19 protein-coding genes, 3 tRNA genes, 1 other RNA gene and 1 pseudogene are annotated in these 21,313 nt (G+C 43.4%); 12 read left to right on the top strand and 12 right to left on the bottom strand.

All coding sequences use genetic code 11. From position 1 onward, the window contains the following. Window positions 1-7: 7 nt before the first annotated feature. Entirely contained in the window at window positions 8-1,195 is a 1,188-nt protein-coding gene (gene qmoC / locus Q1Q15_RS06205; protein ID WP_300457720.1) for a quinone-interacting membrane-bound oxidoreductase complex subunit QmoC, read from the top strand. Between the two features lie 211 nt (window positions 1,196-1,406). After that, entirely contained in the window at window positions 1,407-1,607 is a 201-nt protein-coding gene (locus Q1Q15_RS06200; RefSeq protein ID WP_300457719.1) for a cold-shock protein, read from the top strand. A gap of 45 nt (window positions 1,608-1,652) precedes the next feature. Here Q1Q15_RS06200 and Q1Q15_RS06195 read toward each other — a convergent pair whose 3' ends face one another. Beyond that, complete coding sequence (locus tag Q1Q15_RS06195; protein ID WP_300457718.1) at window positions 1,653-2,174, bottom strand: cob(I)yrinic acid a,c-diamide adenosyltransferase; 522 nt, start codon at window positions 2,172-2,174, stop codon at window positions 1,653-1,655. 122 nt (window positions 2,175-2,296) lie between these two features. Here Q1Q15_RS06195 and leuB point away from each other — a divergent pair, with 122 nt between their 5' ends. Next, window positions 2,297-3,385 carry a 3-isopropylmalate dehydrogenase gene (gene leuB, locus Q1Q15_RS06190; RefSeq protein WP_300457717.1) on the top strand — a complete coding sequence of 363 codons (1,089 nt, stop codon included), beginning with the start codon at window positions 2,297-2,299 and terminating at the stop codon, window positions 3,383-3,385. A gap of 69 nt (window positions 3,386-3,454) precedes the next feature. Here the strand turns inward: leuB and Q1Q15_RS06185 are convergent. Both Q1Q15_RS06185 and Q1Q15_RS06180 read right to left on the bottom strand, forming a co-directional pair. After that, window positions 3,455-3,531: transfer RNA gene (locus tag Q1Q15_RS06185), tRNA-Asp, on the bottom strand. A gap of 15 nt (window positions 3,532-3,546) precedes the next feature. Beyond that, window positions 3,547-3,622 (bottom strand) — tRNA-Val (locus Q1Q15_RS06180). 293 nt (window positions 3,623-3,915) lie between these two features. On the opposite strand from Q1Q15_RS06180, the gene rho reads away from it, so the two are divergent. Further along, entirely contained in the window at window positions 3,916-4,983 is a 1,068-nt protein-coding gene (gene rho, locus Q1Q15_RS06175; RefSeq protein ID WP_300457716.1) for a transcription termination factor Rho, read from the top strand. 7 nt (window positions 4,984-4,990) lie between these two features. Here the strand turns inward: rho and lon are convergent, their stop codons facing one another. The 4 genes from lon to tig form a co-directional block, all read right to left on the bottom strand. Continuing rightward, complete coding sequence (gene lon, locus Q1Q15_RS06170; protein ID WP_300457715.1) at window positions 4,991-7,339, bottom strand: endopeptidase La; 2,349 nt, start codon at window positions 7,337-7,339, stop codon at window positions 4,991-4,993. 24 nt (window positions 7,340-7,363) lie between these two features. Further along, window positions 7,364-8,623, bottom strand: coding sequence for an ATP-dependent Clp protease ATP-binding subunit ClpX (clpX, locus tag Q1Q15_RS06165; RefSeq protein ID WP_300457714.1), 1,260 nt, complete (start codon window positions 8,621-8,623; stop codon window positions 7,364-7,366). A 7-nt stretch (window positions 8,624-8,630) separates the two neighbouring features. Continuing rightward, window positions 8,631-9,251 (bottom strand): ATP-dependent Clp endopeptidase proteolytic subunit ClpP, encoded by a 621-nt coding sequence (gene clpP, locus Q1Q15_RS06160; RefSeq protein WP_300457713.1) that lies wholly within the window; start codon window positions 9,249-9,251, stop codon window positions 8,631-8,633. Between the two features lie 71 nt (window positions 9,252-9,322). Beyond that, window positions 9,323-10,669 (bottom strand): trigger factor, encoded by a 1,347-nt coding sequence (tig, locus tag Q1Q15_RS06155; RefSeq protein ID WP_300457711.1) that lies wholly within the window; start codon window positions 10,667-10,669, stop codon window positions 9,323-9,325. A 156-nt stretch (window positions 10,670-10,825) separates the two neighbouring features. On the opposite strand from tig, the gene Q1Q15_RS06150 reads away from it, so the two are divergent. Both Q1Q15_RS06150 and Q1Q15_RS06145 read left to right on the top strand, forming a co-directional pair. Continuing rightward, complete coding sequence (locus tag Q1Q15_RS06150) at window positions 10,826-11,509, top strand: N-acetylmuramoyl-L-alanine amidase (RefSeq protein WP_300457709.1); 684 nt, start codon at window positions 10,826-10,828, stop codon at window positions 11,507-11,509. Window positions 11,510-11,577: 68 nt separating this feature from the next. Then, a tRNA-Pro gene (locus Q1Q15_RS06145) sits at window positions 11,578-11,654 on the top strand. A 43-nt stretch (window positions 11,655-11,697) separates the two neighbouring features. On the opposite strand, the gene Q1Q15_RS06140 is transcribed toward Q1Q15_RS06145, so the two are convergent. Both Q1Q15_RS06140 and Q1Q15_RS06135 read right to left on the bottom strand, forming a co-directional pair. Beyond that, the gene (locus Q1Q15_RS06140) at window positions 11,698-12,066 is read right to left on the bottom strand and encodes a hypothetical protein (RefSeq protein ID WP_300457708.1); all 369 of its coding nucleotides are present in this window, start codon (window positions 12,064-12,066) and stop codon (window positions 11,698-11,700) included. A 14-nt stretch (window positions 12,067-12,080) separates the two neighbouring features. Further along, window positions 12,081-12,389 (bottom strand): STAS domain-containing protein, encoded by a 309-nt coding sequence (locus Q1Q15_RS06135; RefSeq protein ID WP_300457706.1) that lies wholly within the window; start codon window positions 12,387-12,389, stop codon window positions 12,081-12,083. A gap of 203 nt (window positions 12,390-12,592) precedes the next feature. Here Q1Q15_RS06135 and ffs point away from each other — a divergent pair. The 6 genes and pseudogenes from ffs (at window position 12,593) to nadA (ending at window position 18,407) form a co-directional block, all read left to right on the top strand. Beyond that, window positions 12,593-12,689: signal recognition particle sRNA small type (ffs, locus tag Q1Q15_RS06130), an RNA gene on the top strand. 162 nt (window positions 12,690-12,851) lie between these two features. After that, on the top strand, window positions 12,852-13,457 hold the full coding sequence (gene grpE / locus Q1Q15_RS06125; RefSeq protein WP_300457704.1) for a nucleotide exchange factor GrpE: 606 nt from the start codon (window positions 12,852-12,854) through the stop codon (window positions 13,455-13,457). Between the two features lie 21 nt (window positions 13,458-13,478). Next, window positions 13,479-15,389 carry a molecular chaperone DnaK gene (dnaK, locus tag Q1Q15_RS06120; protein WP_300457702.1) on the top strand — a complete coding sequence of 637 codons (1,911 nt, stop codon included), beginning with the start codon at window positions 13,479-13,481 and terminating at the stop codon, window positions 15,387-15,389. A 90-nt stretch (window positions 15,390-15,479) separates the two neighbouring features. After that, the gene (locus Q1Q15_RS06115; protein WP_300457700.1) at window positions 15,480-17,069 is read left to right on the top strand and encodes a class I adenylate-forming enzyme family protein; all 1,590 of its coding nucleotides are present in this window, start codon (window positions 15,480-15,482) and stop codon (window positions 17,067-17,069) included. Between the two features lie 19 nt (window positions 17,070-17,088). Then, on the top strand, window positions 17,089-17,757 hold the full coding sequence (locus Q1Q15_RS06110) for an outer membrane lipoprotein carrier protein LolA (protein ID WP_300457698.1): 669 nt from the start codon (window positions 17,089-17,091) through the stop codon (window positions 17,755-17,757). Between the two features lie 20 nt (window positions 17,758-17,777). Continuing rightward, window positions 17,778-18,407, top strand: a pseudogene (gene nadA / locus Q1Q15_RS06105) (quinolinate synthase NadA). A 47-nt stretch (window positions 18,408-18,454) separates the two neighbouring features. On the opposite strand, the gene Q1Q15_RS06100 reads toward nadA, so the two are convergent. The 3 genes from Q1Q15_RS06100 to radA are packed head-to-tail and all read right to left on the bottom strand — an operon-like array spanning window position 18,455 to window position 21,182. Next, entirely contained in the window at window positions 18,455-19,198 is a 744-nt protein-coding gene (locus tag Q1Q15_RS06100; protein ID WP_300457696.1) for a YebC/PmpR family DNA-binding transcriptional regulator, read from the bottom strand. Between the two features lie 14 nt (window positions 19,199-19,212). Then, a complete protein-coding gene (locus Q1Q15_RS06095) occupies window positions 19,213-19,824 on the bottom strand; it encodes an RlmE family RNA methyltransferase (protein ID WP_300457694.1) in 612 nt (203 codons plus the stop codon). Then, window positions 19,815-21,182, bottom strand: a complete 1,368-nt coding sequence (gene radA, locus Q1Q15_RS06090) for a DNA repair protein RadA (RefSeq protein ID WP_300457692.1) — start codon at window positions 21,180-21,182, stop codon at window positions 19,815-19,817. Before radA ends, Q1Q15_RS06095 begins: the two co-directional genes overlap by 10 nt. Window positions 21,183-21,313: the final 131 nt, after the last annotated feature.

The following is a 21,313-nucleotide window of genomic DNA, read 5'->3' as shown; positions in this document are numbered from 1 at the left end:
CATACGTATGACTGAAAAATATCTAGCTCAACCAGATCTTGATTTTATCGCTCAGGTAAGAGGGTTGGGTGGTGAAACACTGAAAAAATGTTACCAATGTGCCACGTGTTCGGTGGCATGCCCCATTGCCCCTGAAGGCAGTCCGTTCCCAAGAAAAGAAATGATAGCGGCTTCCTGGGGCCTCAAGGACAAGCTGGTACAAAGTGGTGACATCTGGCTGTGCCATCAATGTGGTGATTGTTCAGATCTTTGCCCCAGAGGGGCTGCACCCGGGGATGTCCTTTCTGCCATCCGGTCCATTGCCATTACAGAATATGCCAGGCCCAAATGCCTGGCCAAAGCGGTCAATGATCCGAAAAAACTGCCCTACCTGATTGGCATTCCCGCCATCTGGTTCGCTTTACTGGCATTGATTACAATGACTGCCGGGGAAACCATGACCAAAATATTTGATGTGTTTGGCATTGCATGGTCCCATGCCCATGAAGGGGCAGAGCATGTCATTGCCCAGGCAGATTTTTTTTCGACCTGGTTTGTGGATTTGACATTTGTACCAACCGCAACGTTTGTGGTCATTGTCTTTTTTCTCGGCCTTAAACGGTTTATAACGGATATTCATCAAAATGCCGTGCTTGAAGGTAAAACCGACAAGGCAAGCCTGGATTACAAAGAACTTTTCCAGGCACTGATTCGCATTCTTCCAACGGTTCTTAAACATGAAAAGTTCACCGAATGTGACTCCAATAAGGATAGAGCAACCCCGCATATGATGGTCCTCTATTCTTTTATCGGTCTTTTTATCGTCACCAGTATCGGATTTGCCCTGCTGTATGTTTTCCAATCACCGGGTCCCTATTCACAATTGACACCTTTGAAATGGTTGGCCAATATTTCAGCCGTCGCTCTGGTGATAGGCAGTGGATTGATGATTAAAAATCGGTTTGACAAAAAAGATGACCAACTGACAACCTATAAAGACTGGTTTATTCTGGTGATTGTGTTTGTATTGGGCTTGACCGGTTTGCTGACTGAAATGGCCCGTCTTGCGCATATGGAATATGTTTCTTATTTCATATACTACCTGCATCTTATCGCGATCTTTCAACTGTTTGCCTTCCTGCCGTTTTCAAAAATGGCCCATCTTGTATACAGGCTTACAGCAATGGCTTATGCTGAATATGGCAACAGAAAATAGGTCATAAAAAAATTGTAACGTTACAAAGGGGGGTGATTTTATTTGTCATCCCCCTTTTTTTTCCCTTGCATTTTTTAAAATGACGTAATAAGCCATTATTACGATCACCCTGAATATAAAAAATAAAAAGGGGCTGCTCTGCTTGAAAGTGTTTTCCAGAGCAAATTTTTCATCAGTATATCGGACTAATGCTAATTGAGGAGGAAAAATTTTGGTGGAAGGAACAATCAAATGGTTTAATTCAAAAAAAGGCTTTGGTTTTATTGAACAAGAAACCGGCGATGATGTGTTTGTCCATTTTTCAGCCATTGAGATGTCGGGTTTCAGAACACTTTCAGAAGGAGAACGCGTCCAATTTGAACTAGAAGAAAACGATAAGGGGCTGTCCGCTAAAAAAGTTCTAAAAGTTTAAACAATATATAGATCCAGGCAAGGGAACGACGTCTGCCTGGATCTATTAATTTTCAATCCCCTGCCTTGCCAGGATTCCAAGAGAATGATAGTAATGTTTTATTTCCTTCATCTCTGTTACCAGGTCAGCGTGGTCTATTAAGTTTTGTGTGGCTTTTCGCCCGGTTAATACAAGCTCAACCTCATGGGGTTTTGATTGCATCATATGGATCACCTGGGACTCTGAAATCAGACCGAACCATATGGCGACACAAATTTCATCCATAATCAACATATCATACGCCCCCTGTTTCATGATCGCACCGAATTCTGTCATCCCTTTTTGGGCCTGAAAAATATGTTTAGGGGTAACCTCTTCTTTTCTGATACATCCGGGATCGCCAAATTGTTTTAGGGTAATATTGGGAATTAACGCGATGCTTGACATCTCTCCATAAGGCTGTCCCTTCATAAATTGAGCAATATAGACGGAAAAATCATGACCGGCAGCCCGTAAGGCCAGGCCGAGGGCAGCTGTGGTTTTACCCTTTCCATTCCCCGTGTATAAATGGATATAGCCTTTTTTCATCGTACAGAATCCAGTATTTTTAAACTTATTTTATAAAAACTAAATAAACTATTGATTATTCCCTTATTTTATATCATATATTAAATTTAAAAATAACTTTAAACTTAAGGAGATCAACAGGTTTGAACAAAATTGCACTACTCCCAGGAGATGGAATCGGCCCCGAGGTTATGGAACAAGCGGTCAACGTTCTTAAAACGACTGAAAAACTTTATGGATTCTCCCTGGAGTATGAATGGGCTGACATTGGTGGTGCTGCCATTGACAATCATGGGGTTGCATTACCGGATTCCACGTTAGCCCTATGCGAACAGAGCGATGCTATTTTATTTGGCTCAGTCGGCGGGCCCAAATGGGAACAGCTTCCACCGGAAAAACAACCGGAAAGAGGTGCCCTGCTGCCCCTAAGAAAAATTTTTGGATTATATTGTAATCTCAGACGGGCAAAAGTTTTCCCAACACTGGCATCTGCCTCTCCGTTAAAACCCGAAATTGTTAAAAATGGATTTGATATTCTTTGCGTAAGAGAATTAACAGGCGGCATTTATTTTGGCGAACCCAAGGGAAGAGAAGGAGAAGGCCTTGCTGAAAAAGCCTATGATACAATGGTCTATTCACGGTTTGAAATTGAAAGAATCGCCAGAATGGCCTTTGAAGCTGCCCGGAAAAGGAATCATATCGTGACCTCGGTGGACAAGGCCAATGTCCTTTATTCCATGGTCTTATGGCGGGAAACAGTAACACAGGTGGCCAAGGAGTATCCAGATGTATCCCTGAATCATATCTATGTCGATAATGCCACCATGCAGTTGATTAAAAATCCCCATCAATTTGATGTATTGTTGTGTGGAAATATGTTCGGGGATATCATTTCTGATGAATGCGCGATGATTACCGGCTCAATGGGTCTTTTGGCATCTGCCAGCCTGAATGAAAAAAAATTCGGACTCTATGAGCCGGCAGGGGGTTCTGCGCCGGATATTGCCGGAAAAGGGATTGCAAACCCCATTGCTCAGATTCTATCCGGTGCCATGATGTTGAGATATACCTTTGGATACTTAGATGCCGCCAACGCCATTGAGCAATCCATTTCAGCCGTTCTTGAAAATGGTATTTTTACAGCTGACCTGACAGACAATATCGATGCTGCAGTGGATACCCGGACCATGGGAACTGCGATCATCAGAGCCCTCGAAGACACAGCCGGCTAAACCGTCAGAACAATCTTAAAACAAAAAAAGGACCTTTAGTTTTCACTAAAGGTCCTTTTTGCTTTATGATGGCGGGAGTGACGAGACTCGAACTCGCGACCTCTTGCGTGACAGGCAAGCGTTCTAACCAACTGAACTACACCCCCGGATGTCACTTTTTTTGGTGGGCGATGCAGGGCTTGAACCTGCGACTTCAACCTTGTAAGGGTTGCACTCTCCCAACTGAGTTAATCGCCCGTAAAACAAGAAGACTTATATCAATATCAAAAAATTGTGTCAAGCAAAAACTATCCTAAAAAGCAAATTAGCCGTATTATTTTTTAGGAAAAAAAATTAATCCCTGGCCTTGCTTGCAAGGCCCTATTAAAAATGTTATAAATACAGTATCGGATGTGCAACAATTCAATTTTTCACCTAAAAAATTGAAATCTGTTTTTTTCACGTATCATATCCCGTAATCGTTTACCCAATGGAATACTGGCGATCAATTGCTTGTTTTAATTCCTGAATTTCCACTAAGGAGCCGGATAATGGAGCCCGTACAAGGACACCTTGAAATTATGGACAAAGGGTTTGGATTTTTAAGAACCATAGAAGAAAACTTCCAGCCCAAACCTGAAAACACCTATGTACCCAACAGTTTGATTCGAAAACTAAACCTGAAAGAGGGCAGTTTTATCGAAGGATTTGGTGAACAAAAAGGGCCCAGTAACCAGAATCTTGCCTTAATCAGGATTGAGACCATCAACAAACTCCCGGTTGATGAATTTATCAATACCCCCCTTTTGACAGACCAGATCAGCATTAACCCTTTTGAACGATATTGTATGACACAAGATGAAGCAGATATTACCGGGAAAGCCATCGATATGATCGTGCCCATTGGCATGGGCCAGAGAGGACTGATTATCTCTCCGCCCAAATCCGGTAAAACCTCTTTATTACGGCATATGGCAAACTCAGTGGTGCTGAATCATCCGGATGCTAAGGTTTTTGTTCTCCTGGTTGATGAAAGGCCAGAGGAAGTAACGGACTTCCAAAGGGGCCTGAAAAATGCCCATGTCTTGTACTCGTCTGCAGACCAGCAAATTGGCCAGCACATGAGAATGACCCGCCTCGCCATGCATACGGCCATCCGATGTGCTGAGATTGGACAGGATGCCGTGGTATTCATCGACTCTTTAACCCGGATGACCCGGGCATTTAATGCAGATACAGACAGTCACGGAAAGACGATGAGCGGTGGATTGGGCGCCAATGCCATGGAATTTCCCAGAAAAATTTTCGGCGCCGCCAGAAAACTTGAAAATGGCGGATCTTTAACCATTATTGCCACCATCCTTGTGGATACCGGCAGTCGTATGGATGAAATTATCTATCAGGAATTCAAAGGCACCGGAAATATGGATCTGTATCTTTCCCGGGATTGTGCAGAGCAGCGGATATGGCCGGCCATTAATATCAAGAAGTCTGGAACGCGAAAAGAAGACCTGATAATGAGCAAGGACGAACATAAAAAGATGGTTAAAATCCGAAGAGCCCTTGCCACAAAAAGCGAAATAGATGCCATGACGGAATTCATATCATATCATGGATGATATCCTATCATGAAAATGCATTTTCAAGCACGTCAGACATATCCTCAGCATAAACAATTTCCATTTGCTTTTGAATGGATTTTGGAATCTCGTTAATATCTGTTCTGTTCTCTGCTGATACAATAACCCGTTTAATGCCATTGGCATGGGCTGCCAGGAGTTTTTCCTTCAGACCACCAACCGGAAGTACCCTTCCCCGCAATGTGATTTCACCGGTCATGGCAATCTGTCTTGAAATCGGTTTGCCGATCAAGACAGACACGACTGCCGCACACATGGAGATCCCAGCTGACGGGCCATCCTTGGGGATGGCACCTTCGGGAACATGGATGTGGATATCCAGATTTTTATAAAAATCTTCTTTGATCTTTAATTCTTTGCTCCGGGACCTGACATAACTGACTGCCGCCTGGGAAGATTCTTTCATGACCTCCCCGAGCTTCCCGGTGACCATGACATGTCCCTTGCCCGGCATGGTTACCGCCTCTATGGTAAGCAATTCCCCTCCGGAGGGGGTCCAGGCAAGACCTGTAACAATCCCTATCTTGTCTTCTTTTTCCCGGGCACTGTCTCGAAAACGAGATTGTCCTAAATATTTTAAAACCATGGTTGTCGTAATGTGATGGCGCTTTCTATGATCGGTCTGAACAATCTGTTTGGCTATTTTTCGTAAAACAGATGAAATTTCCCGTTCCAGATTTCGAACCCCTGCTTCTTTGGTATAGTGTTTGATAATGGAATGAATGGCATTTTTTGAAAAAACCGCATCTGAATCCGTAAGACCATTTTCTTTCAATTGCTTGGGTATCAAATATCCTGTGGCAATTTTCACCTTTTCATAGGCGGTATAGCCTGGTATCTGGATAATTTCCATCCGGTCTCTCAACGGTGCGGGAATATCATACAAGGTATTGGCAGTGGTGATAAAAAGAATTTCCGACAGATCATAATCCACTTCAAGATAATGATCATTAAAGTTTTTATTCTGTTCCGGATCCAATGCCTCAAGCAAAGCTGAGGAAGGATCACCCCTGAAATCCACCGTCATTTTATCAATCTCATCCAGGCAGAAGACAGGATTGTTATATCCTATTTTTTTTAAGGTTTGAATAATCCGGCCGGGCATAGCGCCTACATAGGTTCTCCGGTGCCCCCTGATTTCGGCCTCATCCCTTACGCCCCCCAGGGAAACTCTTGCAAAGGCTCTTCCCGTAGCTGAAGCCACGGATCTTGCCAAGGAAGTTTTCCCCACACCCGGGGGACCGACCAGGCAGAGAATCGGCCCTTTGATTTTTTTCACCAGAATCTGTACGGCTAAATACTCAAGAATTCTTTCTTTGGGTTTCTCAAGCCCATAGTGATCCTGATCCAGAATTTGTTCGGCTTTTTTCAAATCAGTGTTTGACCGGTTTTTTCTATACCAGGGCAAAGAAACCAACCAGTCAATATAGTTCCTGACCACTGTGGCTTCCGATGACATGGGAGACATCATTTTCAACTTTGCAAGCTCTCTTCTGGCAACAGAAGCCCCTTCTTTGGACATCCTTTTTTTCTTTATTCGATTTTCGAGGTCCTGGAATTCTGATGCACTGCCATCTTCTCCCATTTCTTTCTTGATGGCCTGCATCTGCTCGTTCAAGTAATGTTTTTTTTGAAGCGTTTCCATTTGCTCCTTTACCCTGCCCTTTATTTTCTGGGACATGGTAAAGACTTCAGTTTCCTTTTGAATCAGCTTTAACAACAAAAAAAATCGATCTTCTATATGACCACACTCGAGCAATTTTTGTTTGTCTGCCACTTTAAACGGCATCTGGCTCGCAATTGTATCCGCATATCTGGATTCATGGGATGACAATGCGTCAAGGGTTTTGAAAAAACTCTGCGGTACGGCTCCAGACAGTTGAACATAACGTTTAAACGCCTCTGTAACCGTCCTGACAGCGGCTTCGCCAGCCGGTTCCAAAATAGCTGTTTCAGTAACCGGAATGTATTGAACAGACAGGCAGCCGCCCTCATCATTTAATTTAACAATTTTTCCTCTTTCACACCCTTCGATCAATGCCTTAACAGTCCCGTCGGGTAATTTGAGAAGCTGGGTGATCGTGGCTTCAGTACCCACCTGAAAAATATCGTGAATCGTCGGTTTTAAGACTTCAGGATCTTTCTGGGTGGTTAAAAAAATCTTTCTGTCTGCACCCATGGCTTCAGACAACGCCTTAATGGATTTATCCCTTCCAACAAAAACAGAGGTGGTAATATAGGGAAACAATACCATGTCTCTTAACGGTACCAAAGGAAGCTGCTTTTTGATACTCTCCGACCCATCCTGGTGAAAAAACTTGGAAATATTAATCATTAAATTTTAAAACTCTCTTTAGGTTCAGGCTTGCTTTTTAGGCTGCTCATAAAGCAGTATCGGGTCTTCATTTTTTAAAACGACTTCTTCTCCAACCACGCACTCCCGGACATTCTTTTTAGACGGAATTTCATACATGATATCCAACATGGTTTCTTCCATGATCGCCCGCAGTCCCCTTGCCCCGGATTTTCTTTTTACGGCTTCTTTGGCCATGGCTTCAAGGGCCTCATCCGTAAATTGGAGGTCCACCCCTTCAACCTTGAACAATTCCTGGTATTGTTTAATAATGGCATTCTTTGGCTCAGTGAGAATTTTAACCAATGATTTTTCATTCAATTCGCCAATGGATGTAATAATGGGCAGTCTGCCTAAAAACTCCGGGATAAGTCCGAATCGAATCAGGTCCTCGGGTTTGAGCTGTTCAAGAAGCTCACCGATATTTTTGTCCTTTTTATCAACGATCTTAGCGCCAAATCCCATGGTTTTATGGGTAATTCTTCTTTCAATGACCTTTTCAAGCCCTGTAAACGTCCCGCCACAAATAAAAAGGATGTTGGACGTATCCACCTTTACATAGTCCTGCTGGGGATGTTTTCTCCCCCCCTTTGGCGGGATACTGGCAACCGTGCCTTCTATGATTTTTAAAAGGGCCTGTTGAACACCCTCCCCTGAAACATCCCGGGTTATGGAGGGGTTGTCACCCCGCTGGGATATTTTATCGATCTCATCAATATAAATAATGCCTTTTTGAGCCTTCTCAATATCATAATCAGCATTCTGAACAAGGGAAAGAACGATATTTTCAACATCTTCTCCAACATAGCCCGCTTCGGTCAAAGCCGTGGCATCTGCGATGGCAAAGGGAACATCTAAAAATCTGGCAAGGGTCTGTGCAAGCAGTGTTTTCCCACACCCGGTGGGACCGATGATAAGGATATTGCTCTTTTCAATTTCCACATCATCATTTTTTTTTTCCAGGGTTGAACTTAGACGTTTGTAATGATTATAAACTGCCACAGAAAGCACTTTTTTTGCATGATCCTGCTCAATAACATACGTATCAAGCAATTCCTTTATCTGTTTGGGTTTTAAGAACTCTTTTAACCCAGTCTTTTCAGCCTGTTTTTCTTTTTCTTCATCTTCAATAATCTCACCGCACAAATTGATACATTCATTACAAATGTAAACACTGGGGCCTGCAATCAGTTTTTTAACCTCTTTTTGATTTTTACCACAAAAAGAACAGAAAAACTGATCATTGTCTTCATTTTTTCGAGCCATAATTAAATCACTCCTTCGAAGAGTCGTCTATCTCTTCTTCCAACTCACTTCTGTCAGCAACAACCCTGTCAACAATACCATATGTCATGGCTTCCATTGATGACATGAAAAAATCTCTTTCAGTGTCTTCGGATATTTTTTTAATATCCTGACCCGTATGAGTGGATAAGATCTCATTTAAGGTTTCTCTCATCCTTAAAATCTCATTGGCCTGAATTTTAATATCCGAGGCTTGTCCCTGGGCACCGCCAAGTGGCTGATGAATCATTATTCTGGAATTCGGCAGGGCAAATCGTTTCCCTTTAGCACCTGCAGTCAGTAAAAGTGCCCCCATACTGGCGGCTTGTCCGATACACACGGTTGCCACATCCGACTTTATATATTGCATGGTATCATAGATCGCCAGACCTGCCGTTACTACGCCGCCTGGAGAATTGATATAAAAACTGATATCCTTTTCAGGATCTTCAGATTCCAGAAACAACAGCTGGGCAACAATAAGATTTGCAATCTCATTATCAATGGCCGATCCGATAAAAACAATTCTATCCTTTAAAAGGCGTGAATAAATGTCATAAGCACGCTCCCCTCTGTTAGATTGCTCAACAACCATTGGAATTAGAGGCACGATACAACTCCTTATAATTTTTTTGTTTTCATTTTCTTAATGCGTATTGTACGGTAAATAACAACTTACGCTTACTCGTCTAGTACATCTGCTTCTTGAGTTTCAGCACCATCATCAGCCCCCTCAGGTTCGACGTCGGTAATGCTTCCTTTTTCTATTATAAGGTCAATGGCCTTTTTTTCAAGTTGGCCGTGTTTATAATATTCCAACTGCTTGGGATCCCTGTTGAAAAAACTTTTTACGGCATCAACCGGCATATTCATCCCAAATGCCATTTCCTCAAACCCTTTTTCCAATTCTTCATCCGTAAGCTCCAGGGTTTCCTGGGAAATAATTTTATCCAGAATCAAATGTCTTCTGGCCTGCTTTTCTGCCACATCCCGATACTGAGACCTTAACATATCACTGCTCAAACCGGCTTCCTCAAGGGTGGTATTATTGGCGGAATACGCTTGTTCTGCTTCCATTATAATACCATTGAGCTCTCCTTCAATCAGGGCATCCGGCACTTCAAACGTATATTTATCCAAAAGATTCTGGAAAACCTGTTCGGAAAGCTCGTGCTTTATTCTTTGGGCATATCCTTTTTCCAAATTTTCACGAATGGAAGCCCGGACATCATCCAGGGTTTCAAATTTTCCCAGATCCTTTACAAGATCATCGTTAAGTTCAGGCAGAATCTCTTCCTGAATTTCTTTTAAGGCTACCTTATAGACAAGGGTTTTTCCTTTGAGATGCTCATCATGATAATCATCCGCATATGGCACTTCTATTTCAAGGTCCTGCACTGGGATGGCCCCTATCAGCTTTTCAGAAAATTCTTTGGGCAGGGTTCCCTGTCCAATGCCCATAACGAAATTTTCTACTTTCGGGGCCGCCTCAAAAGGCTCTCCATTAAAAAATCCCTCATAATCTATCAGAACAAAATCACTCTCTTTTACAGGACGTTCTTCTTGGACGGTTTGTTTCTTAGCCATGGTTTTCTGAATCATGAATATCTGGCTTTCTATCTCACCATCTGATATTTCATACTTTGTTTTTTCCAGCGCAATCCCTTGGAATTCGATGTCATCAAGTTCGGGTTTGACTTCCACCGAGATATCGAAGGCATACGCCTTGTCAGGATCTAATTCCGGTGGATCCATTTGGGGCCCCCCCACAATATTCAGATCATGGTTTTTAATGGCGTCCATAAATGCTTCCTGGATCAAACGCGGTGCAACCTCTGCGTGAACATCCTTTGAAAATCTATTTTCCAAAACCTTGCGAGGAATTTTACCCTTTCGGAATCCTTTCACATCCGCTTTTTTTTTCAGCTCATTATATGCTTTATCAAGTTCTTTGGTAATGTCCTCTTTGGGGATTTCAAAAGAGAGCACTTTTTTTACGCTGCTCTTATCTTCAATTTTTACCTGCATGTTTCCGTCCTGTATTCATTTTATTAAAATTGAATTATTTATTAAACACTGCTTCAAATAATTAAAAAAATGTAATATATTAAATAATATTACATCAAATTTACTTTTGCACAAAGTCTACTAAGATAACGCTTATATATAAAGGTGTCAAGAAAATTGCCCAAAGAAATAGTTTCAGCGTTTGTTATCCTCTTATCCCTATTGATACTACCGAACATGGGAGTTGGGTATCAAACCATTCAAACCACCCAGCAAATGATTGTCATCGACCCTGGCCACGGGGGCACCGATACCGGACTCATCTCTTCCAGCGGCCTGAAAGAAAAAAACATTGCGTTAAAACTGGCCCGGAAAACGGGAAAACTGCTTGAAAAGCGATACAATGTTCTTTTGACCCGAAACAATGATTTACATATTCCTGCCCGGGAACGAATTTTTCTGGCAAACAAAAACACGGCAGACCTTTTTCTCAGCATCCATTTACATCGTTCAAACCAACCTTTTGTTTTTTGTTACTATTTTGATCCACCAGCCCCCTACCCGAAATTGGCTACCGCTAACGACAGCACATGGAAATCACACCCCCTGCTGCATCAACCCGGGAGCAAACAGGTCATCAATTCATTTTTCAGCATTTTTTCCACCCATAAAAAAACCCATCAATTTTTATCAACAGGCTCCCCCATCCTGCTGCTTGAAGGCTTGACCATGCCGGCCATACTGATTGAACCCTTCTGTATATCAACACTGCCCCAACCACCGGATGAAATCGATATCATTCTGGATGAATATGCGGTGCTCATTTCAAAAAGCATTGATCACTATTTTATGGGAGAATAAACCACAAAATTTCTTGCCTTTATTGTTTAAAAATGATACTCAAGTTTTTTCATGTCTGTTAAAAAAGTCGGGGCGTAGCGCAGCCTGGTAGCGCGCTTGCTTTGGGAGCAAGATGTCGGAGGTTCGAATCCTCTCGCCCCGACCAAACCACAATACCACGTATCCGTTTGTGGGTTGGTGTTTTTCACCTACTCTTTTAAAATCCTAATCCTTACAATTTGACCTTGCTTGTTAAGATAGGCCACCCCTTTTGCCAAGGTCCGCTGAGACTTTGACCCAACGATTTTCACATCCTCCTGATAAAGGATAATCGATGAAAGTTTTTCTTTCTTTTCAGTGGAAGAAGATGTTGAACTCCCGGTATTATTTGTTGATGTTTTTTTTGAACTCTCCTTGTTTTCAAGTGAATTTTCAACCCCTTTATGGCGGGCCTTATTCCGTTCCGCAATCAGCTTTGAAAACCCTGAATAATCATTTTTTTCTCGTTCCTCCTGGCAAGCTGAAACCAAAAGTCCCCCCAAAAAAACAGCGCACAAAAAAAACACTCGTGATTTCATTTTATGCCTCGGGGCTATCCCATTGCTTCTACGGTGAAGCGACGGTTCAATCGCATGGTGGCAAACAGGCCATAAACATCTTTCACAACGTTGATCACTTTGAGTTTCCGGTCAGACTGGCTCAATGTGTTGTGTGCAGCAATAATCACCCCTATCCCGATGGAATCAAGCATTTCCACACCTTCCAGATCAATCACCACGTCAGTTGAAGATTCATTGATCACCGCAAGCAGCTCTGCCTTAAAGTCTTCGGCCATGGAAGCGACAACATCCATACCGGGTTTAATGATCGTTTGGGTTCCCTGATGCACTATTTCACTCATATCATTCTCCTGTGGTAAAAAACTAACCCGTTTACCGTTATTAAATCCATAATCAAGCATGGAATTACTATACCAAAATAAACCGCTTGTTCAACCCATATTTTAACGCCCCACCAACTGCTAAAATAATTGCGCTTGAAAAAAACTTTAAAAACCATTATACATGAATCGTCCGGCTGTGCAGGTCGGGTTTGGATAATTCTGATCGGTCGCCTCGTAATAGAAGGCCATGAACCTCGTCAGGTCCGGAAGGAAGCAGCGATAAGTGAACTCTTCTGTGTCGTGGATCGATCCCGGTCATGCAATTTTCCTTAACCGTCTGCCAGCCGGATTCTTTCTTTTTAACCCCATCATTTTTATATCTTGACATGCTTTTAAACAGACTTATTTTTCAGCCAGAATTTAATTCATAATTTTTAGAAATGACTCTTGAGTAAAGGGTATTGGGAGTAGGAGAAAACATTGGCAAAAGAAAAAAAGAAACCACTGAAAGAAACCAAACCAGAGGGTTCTCCCGAAAAAAAAGCGAAGGAAGTTAACGTAAAAGACAAACCCGAAAAATCGCAAAAAAAAAATACATCTGATAAAACGGTGATCAATGAGCTGAAAGAGCAGCTTTCGGATGAAAAAGACCGAAATTTAAGGCTGTTGGCTGAATTTGAAAACTTTAAAAAAAGAAAGCAACGGGAGCTGGATGAGTTTAAAAAATTTGCAAATGAGGCTGTTTTCAGACAGTTATTAACTGTTGTCGATAATCTTGAAAGGGCCATCCTATCCGCTAAAGAGACATCAGATGAAGACGGTTTGCTCGGAGGGGTTAGGCTGACACACAAGGAAGTTATCAAGCTTTTTGAGACCTTTAATGTCACGCCGGTGGAGGCTGAAAATCAATTGTTTGACCCGAATTTTCACCAGGCTGTCAACCAGGAAGAAACCGATGAAGTTCCTGAGAACACTGTCACGACCGTTCTGCAGAAAGGGTATTGTCTCCATGGCCGATTAATCAGGCCTGCTATGGTTATTGTCTCAAAAAAACTAGAAAAAAATGAAGCACTTAAAGAAAATTAAAGCTATCTTGGAGGGTAAGTTATGGGTAAAATAATTGGAATAGATTTAGGAACAACCAATTCTTGTGTAGCAGTTATGGAATCAGGCGGTGAAGCAAAAATCATTTCAAATGCAGAAGGCGGTCGAACCACACCATCCATCGTTGCTGTTACGGAAAGCGGTGAACGCATTGTGGGTCAAATCGCAAAAAGGCAAGCAGTCACTAACCCTGAGAACACGGTGTTCGGTGTCAAAAGATTAATCGGACGAAAATTTAATTCAACCGAAATCCAGAATGATATTCCAAATCTTCCGTATAAAATTGAAGCCGCATCCAATGGCGACACCCGAATCAATCTAAGGGGAAAACAATACAGCCCGGCTGAAATTTCATCCTTTATACTGGCCAATATCAAAAAGACGGCAGAAGATTATCTGGGAGAAGAGGTCACAGAAGCGGTTATTACCGTACCCGCCTATTTTAATGACAGCCAGAGACAAGCCACAAAAGATGCCGGCAAAATCGCCGGTCTTATCGTCAAACGAATTATCAATGAACCCACAGCAGCATCTCTGGCTTATGGACTGGATAAAAAAGGCGAAGAAAAAATTGCCGTATTCGATTTAGGCGGAGGTACATTTGATGTTTCCGTCCTTGAAATCGGCGATGGCGTATTCGAAGTAAAATCAACCTCCGGGGATACCCATTTAGGCGGAGAAGATTTTGACCTGAGAATTATTGATTATATTGCCGATGAATTTAAAAGAGAACAGGGGATTAACGTTCGAAGTGATAAAATGGCCCTCCAGCGGCTGAAAGAAGCGGCTGAAAAAGCCAAAATGGAACTGTCAACATCCACTGAAACCAGTATCAACCTGCCGTTTATAACTGCTGATGCATCCGGCCCCAAACACCTTGATGTAAAGTTGACCCGGGCAAAACTGGAATCTCTGGTTTCCGATCTTTTGGATAAACTTGAAAAACCCTGTAGAACCGCTTTAAAAGAAGCCAATCTGGGATCTGGTGGTGTTGATGAAGTGGTTCTTGTTGGGGGGATGACCCGTATGCCCGCCGTTCAGGAACGGGTTGAAAAAATATTTGGGAAAAAACCCAATAAAGGCGTCAATCCGGATGAGGTTGTTGCCATGGGTGCAGCGGTTCAGGCCGGTGTGCTGCAGGGGGATGTCAATGATGTTCTTCTGCTGGATGTTACGCCCTTATCTCTGGGCATTGAAACCCTTGGTGGCGTGATGACCAAACTCATTGACAAAAACACAACCATTCCCACCAAAAAAAGCCAGGTATTTTCAACTGCTGCCGATAATCAGCCCGCCGTCTCCATCCATGTGCTTCAGGGTGAAAGACAAATGGCAGCAGACAATAAAACCCTTGGACAATTTGAATTGTCTGAAATTCCCCCGGCACCAAGGGGCGTACCCCAGATTGAGGTTTCCTTTGATATTGATGCCAATGGGATTGTTCATGTCGCCGCAAAAGACAAGGCAACCGCAAAACAACAATCCATCCGTATCACCGCGGCCAGTGGTCTTTCAGAAGATGAAATCAACCAGATGGTAAAGGATGCAGAGCTGCATGCCGAAGATGATAAGAAAAAAAGAGAACTGGTTGATACGAAAAACAGTGCAGAGGCACTTGTTGACCAGACGGAAAAAACATTGAAAGAACATGGCGGAAAGGTTGATGAAGAGACCAGAAAAGGCATTGAAGCCGCTGTTGAAGCTCTGAAACAGGCCAAAGAATCAAACGATATTGATGACATCAAGCAAAAAATTGAAGCCTTGTCCCAGGCATCCCATAAGCTTGCCGAGGTCATGTACCAGCAGGCATCCCAGGATGGCCAGGGTGCGCAGGGGGCTGGTGCGGGTACACCACCCCAGGATGACGATGATGTTGTGGACGCTGACTTTGAAGAAGTAAAAAAAGACAAGTAAAAAAATACAAAACCTGTTGAATATCATCCTGCCGTGTTTTATAGTTGCACGGCAGGATTTTTATATCTAAAGAGGGGCCTTTGTTTTTAAATGATTATCACTGAAATTCTAACCAGAAATGCCTGGAAGTATAAAAACGAGACCGCTCTGGTGGAGCGTATACCTTCTGAGAATTCCCGAAAATCCATTACCTGGGAAGGCTTTTATCGGACATCCAATCGACTGGCCAATGCCCTTAAAAAACGGGGGATCCAAAAAGGGGACAAAATTGTACAACTAATGACCAATAGTCTTGACTGGCTTCCCATTTATTTTGGCATCCTTTACACAGGGGCCTGGGCAGTCCCCTTAAACTTCAGATTTGAATCTGACAAAATCCTTCTTTGCACCCGCACCGCTGAAGCCACCGTGTTTATATTCGGGGAAGAATTCATCGAAAAAATTGAAGCTGTCCGAAATGAGCTTGAAAAATCCGTCCAACTCTGGATTTTTACAGGCCCGGAAACGATGTGTCCTGACTGGGCGGTACCCTATGAAAAATTCATTGAACCGGAATCAGGAGATGACCCTCTGGAGGTGCCTCTGGATGTTGAGGATGATGCTGCGTTATATTTTACCAGTGGCACAACCGGAAACCCAAAAGCCGTCCTTTTAACCCATAGAAACCTTGAGCAGGCATGTTATGTGGAACAGGCCCATCATGGTCAGACCCATGAAGACATTTTCCTTTGTATTCCTCCCCTGTATCATACCGGTGCCAAGATGCACTGGATGGGCAGTTTTCTGGTAGGCGGGAAATGTATCCTTCTAAAGGGGGTAACCCCCCAATGGATAATCGAGGCTGTCTCCGAAGAGTTGTGTACTATTGCCTGGCTTCTGGTTCCCTGGGCCCATGACATCCTTATTGCCATTGAAAATAAAGAAATCGATCTGTCAAAATACACCCTTTCCCAGTGGCGATTGATGCATGCCGGAGCCCAACCAGTGCCGCCAAGCCTGATTAAAAACTGGTCCACCTATTTTCCCGGTCAAGATTACGATACAAATTACGGACTGACTGAATCCACCGGCCCGGGGTGTGTTCATTTGGGCATGGAAAATGCGGACAAAATCGGTCCCATTGGATCACCCGGATTTGAGTGGGAAGCAAAAATTGTGGACAAACAGGGAAACCTGCTGTTCGGCAATGAATCCGGGGAACTCATTGTCAAAGGTCCGGGGGTCATGAAAGAATACTATAAGAACCCCGAGGCCACGGCCGAGGCCCTCAAAGACGGGTGGCTTCACACCGGCGACATTGCCAGATATGATATCCACGGGCTTATCTGGCTTGTGGATCGGAAAAAAGACATGATTATCTACGGCGGAGAAAACATTTTTCCCGTTGAAATTGAAAATTTTTTTCTACACAACAAACGAATAAAAGATATTGCAGTTATCGGCATCCCGGACGATCGGTTGGGAGAAATTCCTGCCGGGATCATCAGTGTTAAGCCGGGGTGTATACTTTGCGAAAGTGATATCATCGAATTTCAACAGGACCTTCCCCGATATAAACACCTGAGAAAAATATTTTTTGGAGATGTCCCCAGAAACCCCACCGGGAAAATCGAAAAACCAAAATTGCGAAGACTCTATGCGGAAGATAAAAGAAAAGACATTAAAAAACTGCTTCGATAATCTTTAAAAAGGAGACACATTGACATCCATCATCCACCGGGCCGGCATCACCCTATTTTCCATCGCACTGGGCTGTTGTATTTTTTTTTCAACGGCATCTGCCGTTGACTATGATAGGATGAAAGAAGACGTTTTAACTGCCATTGAAAAAAAATATGCAGGTAAAGATTTCAAGGCCGATTTTACACAGATTTCCAGACTTGACGCTCTTGATATTACTGAACGAGCGTCCGGCAGCGCATCTTTCAGTCATCCCGGAAAAATGAAATGGGAATATATGGAACCCGAACACCATGAAATCATTACCAATGGCAAATGGCTATGGATTTTTCGCCCCCAGGAAAATCAAGTGATGAAAGGCGATGCTGCCCAGTTTTTTAAATCCGGTGCAGGCGGGGCTTTTTTATCAGATATTTCCCTTGTCAGAAAAAATTATTCCATCACGATTAAACAAGTGACAACTGATTATGTAGCAATTGAACTGGTTGCCAAAAAACAAACCCCTGAAATTTCTTCGATTGTGATCCGGATATCAAAAAAAACCAATGAAATTGTGCGGGTTGTCAGCTATAATCCTTACGATGACACCACCCTGTTTGAATTCACCCATATTCAATTTGGTAAAATTGACCCGGAGGTGTTTGAGTTTAAAGCGCCCCAGGGGGTCGACATAATAAATATGGATTAATGACAAATTAAGGTCACGCAATGATAAAAAAGATACAACACCTCGCCAAAACGAAAAATGCCATCATCCTGGCCCACAATTATCAACCCCCTGAAATTCAAGATATCGCCGATCTGTGTGGGGATTCCCTTTAATTAAGTATCAAGGCTTCAAAAACCAACGCCAGCATCATTGTCTTCTGCGGTGTTCGTTTCATGGCAGAAACAGCCGTCATTCTTTCTCCTGAAAAAACCGTGCTGCTGCCCAATACAGATGCCGGCTGTCCCATGGCGGATATGGTGGCCCCAGAGATCTTAACCGCCCGGAAAAAGGAATTAGGAAACATCCCCGTTGTCACCTATGTCAATTCTGCTGCTGCCGTCAAAGCCGTTTCAGATATCTGCTGCACTTCTGCCAATGTCCTCAAGGTTGTGAACAGCATAGATGCCGATGAAATCCTGATGACACCGGATAAGAATCTTGCCCGATATGCCGCTGGAAAATATAGCCGACAGCCTGGAAAACCTGACCGGTACCATAACGGTCCCGGAAGATATCCGAAAAGCGGCGTTCGGGGCTGTCCAAAAAATGATTGCCCTTTAATCCCTGTTTGTAATACGTCACCTATTTCAAAAATACCTAAGATGTCATGCCTGTGGTTGAAGCGGTGATGGAAATGGCGGTTAGCATAACAACCGCCATTCATTGCTTCCATTATTTACATTGAATCAAACGCTTCATCCGGTATATCTGCATTTGAATAAAATTTCTGGACATCATCGCAGTCATCTAGTGCATCCATGAACTTGATCATCTGCTCGGCCTCTTTCCCCGAGACTTTTGCCAAGTTTTGAGGAATCATGGTTATTTCCGCCACTTCATACTTGATCCCTGCCCCATCAACGGCTTCTTTTACGGCATCAAAGTCAGATGGTTCAGAAATGATATCAAAGGCATCTTCTTCTTCTTTTATATCCTCGGCACCAGCCTCAAGCGCGACTTCCATCAGCGTCTCCTCATCTGAATCTTCTTTACTGACGGTGATCAATCCTTTTTTATCAAACATCCAGGCCACACATCCATCGGTTCCCACATTCCCGCCGGCTTTATTGAAAGCACTACGGACCTCGGCAATGGTTCTGTTCCGATTGTCCGTTAAACATTCCACTAGAACAGCAACCCCGCCAGGACCATATCCTTCATAGACGAGCTCCTCGTAATTCACCCCATCCAGATCACCGGTTCCTTTTTTGATCGCCCTTTCAAAGGTATCTTTGGGCATGTTCTGGGCTCTGGCTGAATTCAATGCATGCCTTAATCTTGGATTAGATTCGGGATCCCCCCCACCCATCCGGGCCGCAACGGTAATTTCCTTTATCAACTTGGTAAAGATCTTACCTCGTTTGGCGTCGGCAGCACCTTTTTTATGTTTTATTGTCGACCATTTGCTATGTCCAGACATTATGAAACTCCTCCTTACTTCTTACCTTTTGCTATAATATATATTTCTTTGCTCTGTTTTCTGCAACTATCCGGTTTAAATGTTTTACATTCCTTAAATTTTGACTTAACACTTTTTTGAAATGCGTTAAAGTCATTCCCTTGAAATATCTTGCAGACAAAATTACCGTTTTGAACCAAAAGATCCTTGGCAACCGTTAACGCCATATGGCACAGTTCAAAAGATTTTAATGCATCCACGTCCTTTCTGCCGGTTGTTGAAGGCGCCATATCACTGAGGATGACATTGAATCCGCTGGTTTTATCTAAAAAAGAGGTGTTGTCCGGATTCAGGATATTCTCTTTGACTGCCACCACATTATCGGGCAGCTGGATCTCAACCAGTTTAAGATCAATGCCCAGAACCCGGCCTTGACTTCCCACCTGCCTGGCCGCATATAACAACCAGGAGCCCGGTGCGCACCCCAGATCCAGCACTTGGTCATTTTTTTTCATCACCTTGAATTTCTGCTGTATTTCTTCAAGTTTATACACGGATCGTGCTGGATATTTTTCCAACTTTGCCCGCCGGGTCAAGTGATCTTCCCATAAATTTTTATGGGATTTTTTATTTTTTTTCACTGCCATTCAAACAATACCTCCATGGCGTCTTTCAAAAAGCTGATACTTTCAATGGTCATTCCGCTTATTTTAGATAATTGTTTGAGGGTACTTCTGGGAACCAGACACTTTGTAAATCCCATCTTTGCCGCCTCATTTATTCTGGCCTGGACATGACTCACAGACCTTATTTCTCCTGTCAGCCCGATCTCTCCGATCAATGTTGTTTTGTTGTCCACCGGTTTATCCAGAAAGCTGGATGCCAGGGCTGCAGCGACGGCCAGATCCGCTGCCGGCTCCACGATTTTTACCCCCCCGATCACATTCATAAAAATATCCAGCCCGGAAAGATTCATTCCCAGTCTTTTTTCCATCACCGCAACAATTAATGCGACCCTGGAATGATCCAGGCCTAAAACTGTTCGCCGGGGTGTGCCAAGTCCTGAGGTGGATACAAGGCCCTGGATTTCAACAAGAATGGGCCGTGTCCCTTCCATACATGAAGTCACCACAGAGCCCGGCGCCACGGCTGACCGTTCCGATAAAAAAACAGCAGATGGATTGGGCACCTGGGTGAGCCCCTTTTCGTTCATCTCAAACACACCGATTTCATTTGTGGAACCAAACCTGTTTTTTACCGCCCTCAGAATTCTGAACACATGATTTTTATCCCCTTCAAAATACAGCACCGTGTCCACCATATGCTCCATAATTCTGGGACCTGCAATGGCCCCGACCTTGGTCACATGGCCCACCAGAAAAATAGGAATCCCCGTTGTCTTTGCCAGTTTCATAAACTGCATGGCCGCTTCCCGAATCTGCGTTACGCTGCCGGGTGTTGACGATACATCAGGATGAAATACCGTCTGAATGGAATCAATGACCAGGGTATCGTATTTCGATAATTTCACCATGGCCAGTATGGAATCCAGATCGGTTTCAGACACGACAAACAGGGAGGGCCCCCGGGAATCAAGTCGTTTTCCCCGCATGGACAACTGTCGAACAGATTCTTCTCCCGACACATAGAGGCATTTTTTTCCAGTAACGGATAAGCTTGATAACACCTGAAGCATTAAGGTGGATTTTCCAATGCCAGGGTCTCCACCGATGAGGATCAGTGAACCATCAACAATCCCCCCCCCCAGCACCCGGTCAAATTCCGCCACACCCGTTTTTATCCTGTCGGTTTCTTCCACTGCCACTGAATCAATCAAAACCGGTTCCGCTAAAAAAGAGGAGTGTTTCTTTTTTATCACACCTGAACGTATTCGTTCTTCCACCAACGTGTCCCAGGCACCGCAATCCGGGCATTTCCCCATCCATTTCAGGGTCTGCCCGCCACAGGACTGGCATCGGAATGTAACCTTATCCTTTTTTTGCAATCTGTTTAACCCTGCTCTTGTATCATTTAAAAAGTGTTTCTGTATCATTTATAAAGTTTGGCACTATAGCATTTTGTGCGCCCTATATCAAGATTTCAGTCACCATCAGGACAGGGCGAATGATCAGCCAT

Origin of the sequence: Desulfobacula sp. (assembly GCF_030145145.1) — a bacterium.
Lineage (GTDB): Bacteria > Desulfobacterota > Desulfobacteria > Desulfobacterales > Desulfobacteraceae > Desulfobacula.
This window is presented reverse-complemented; position numbering and strand designations above follow the sequence as displayed.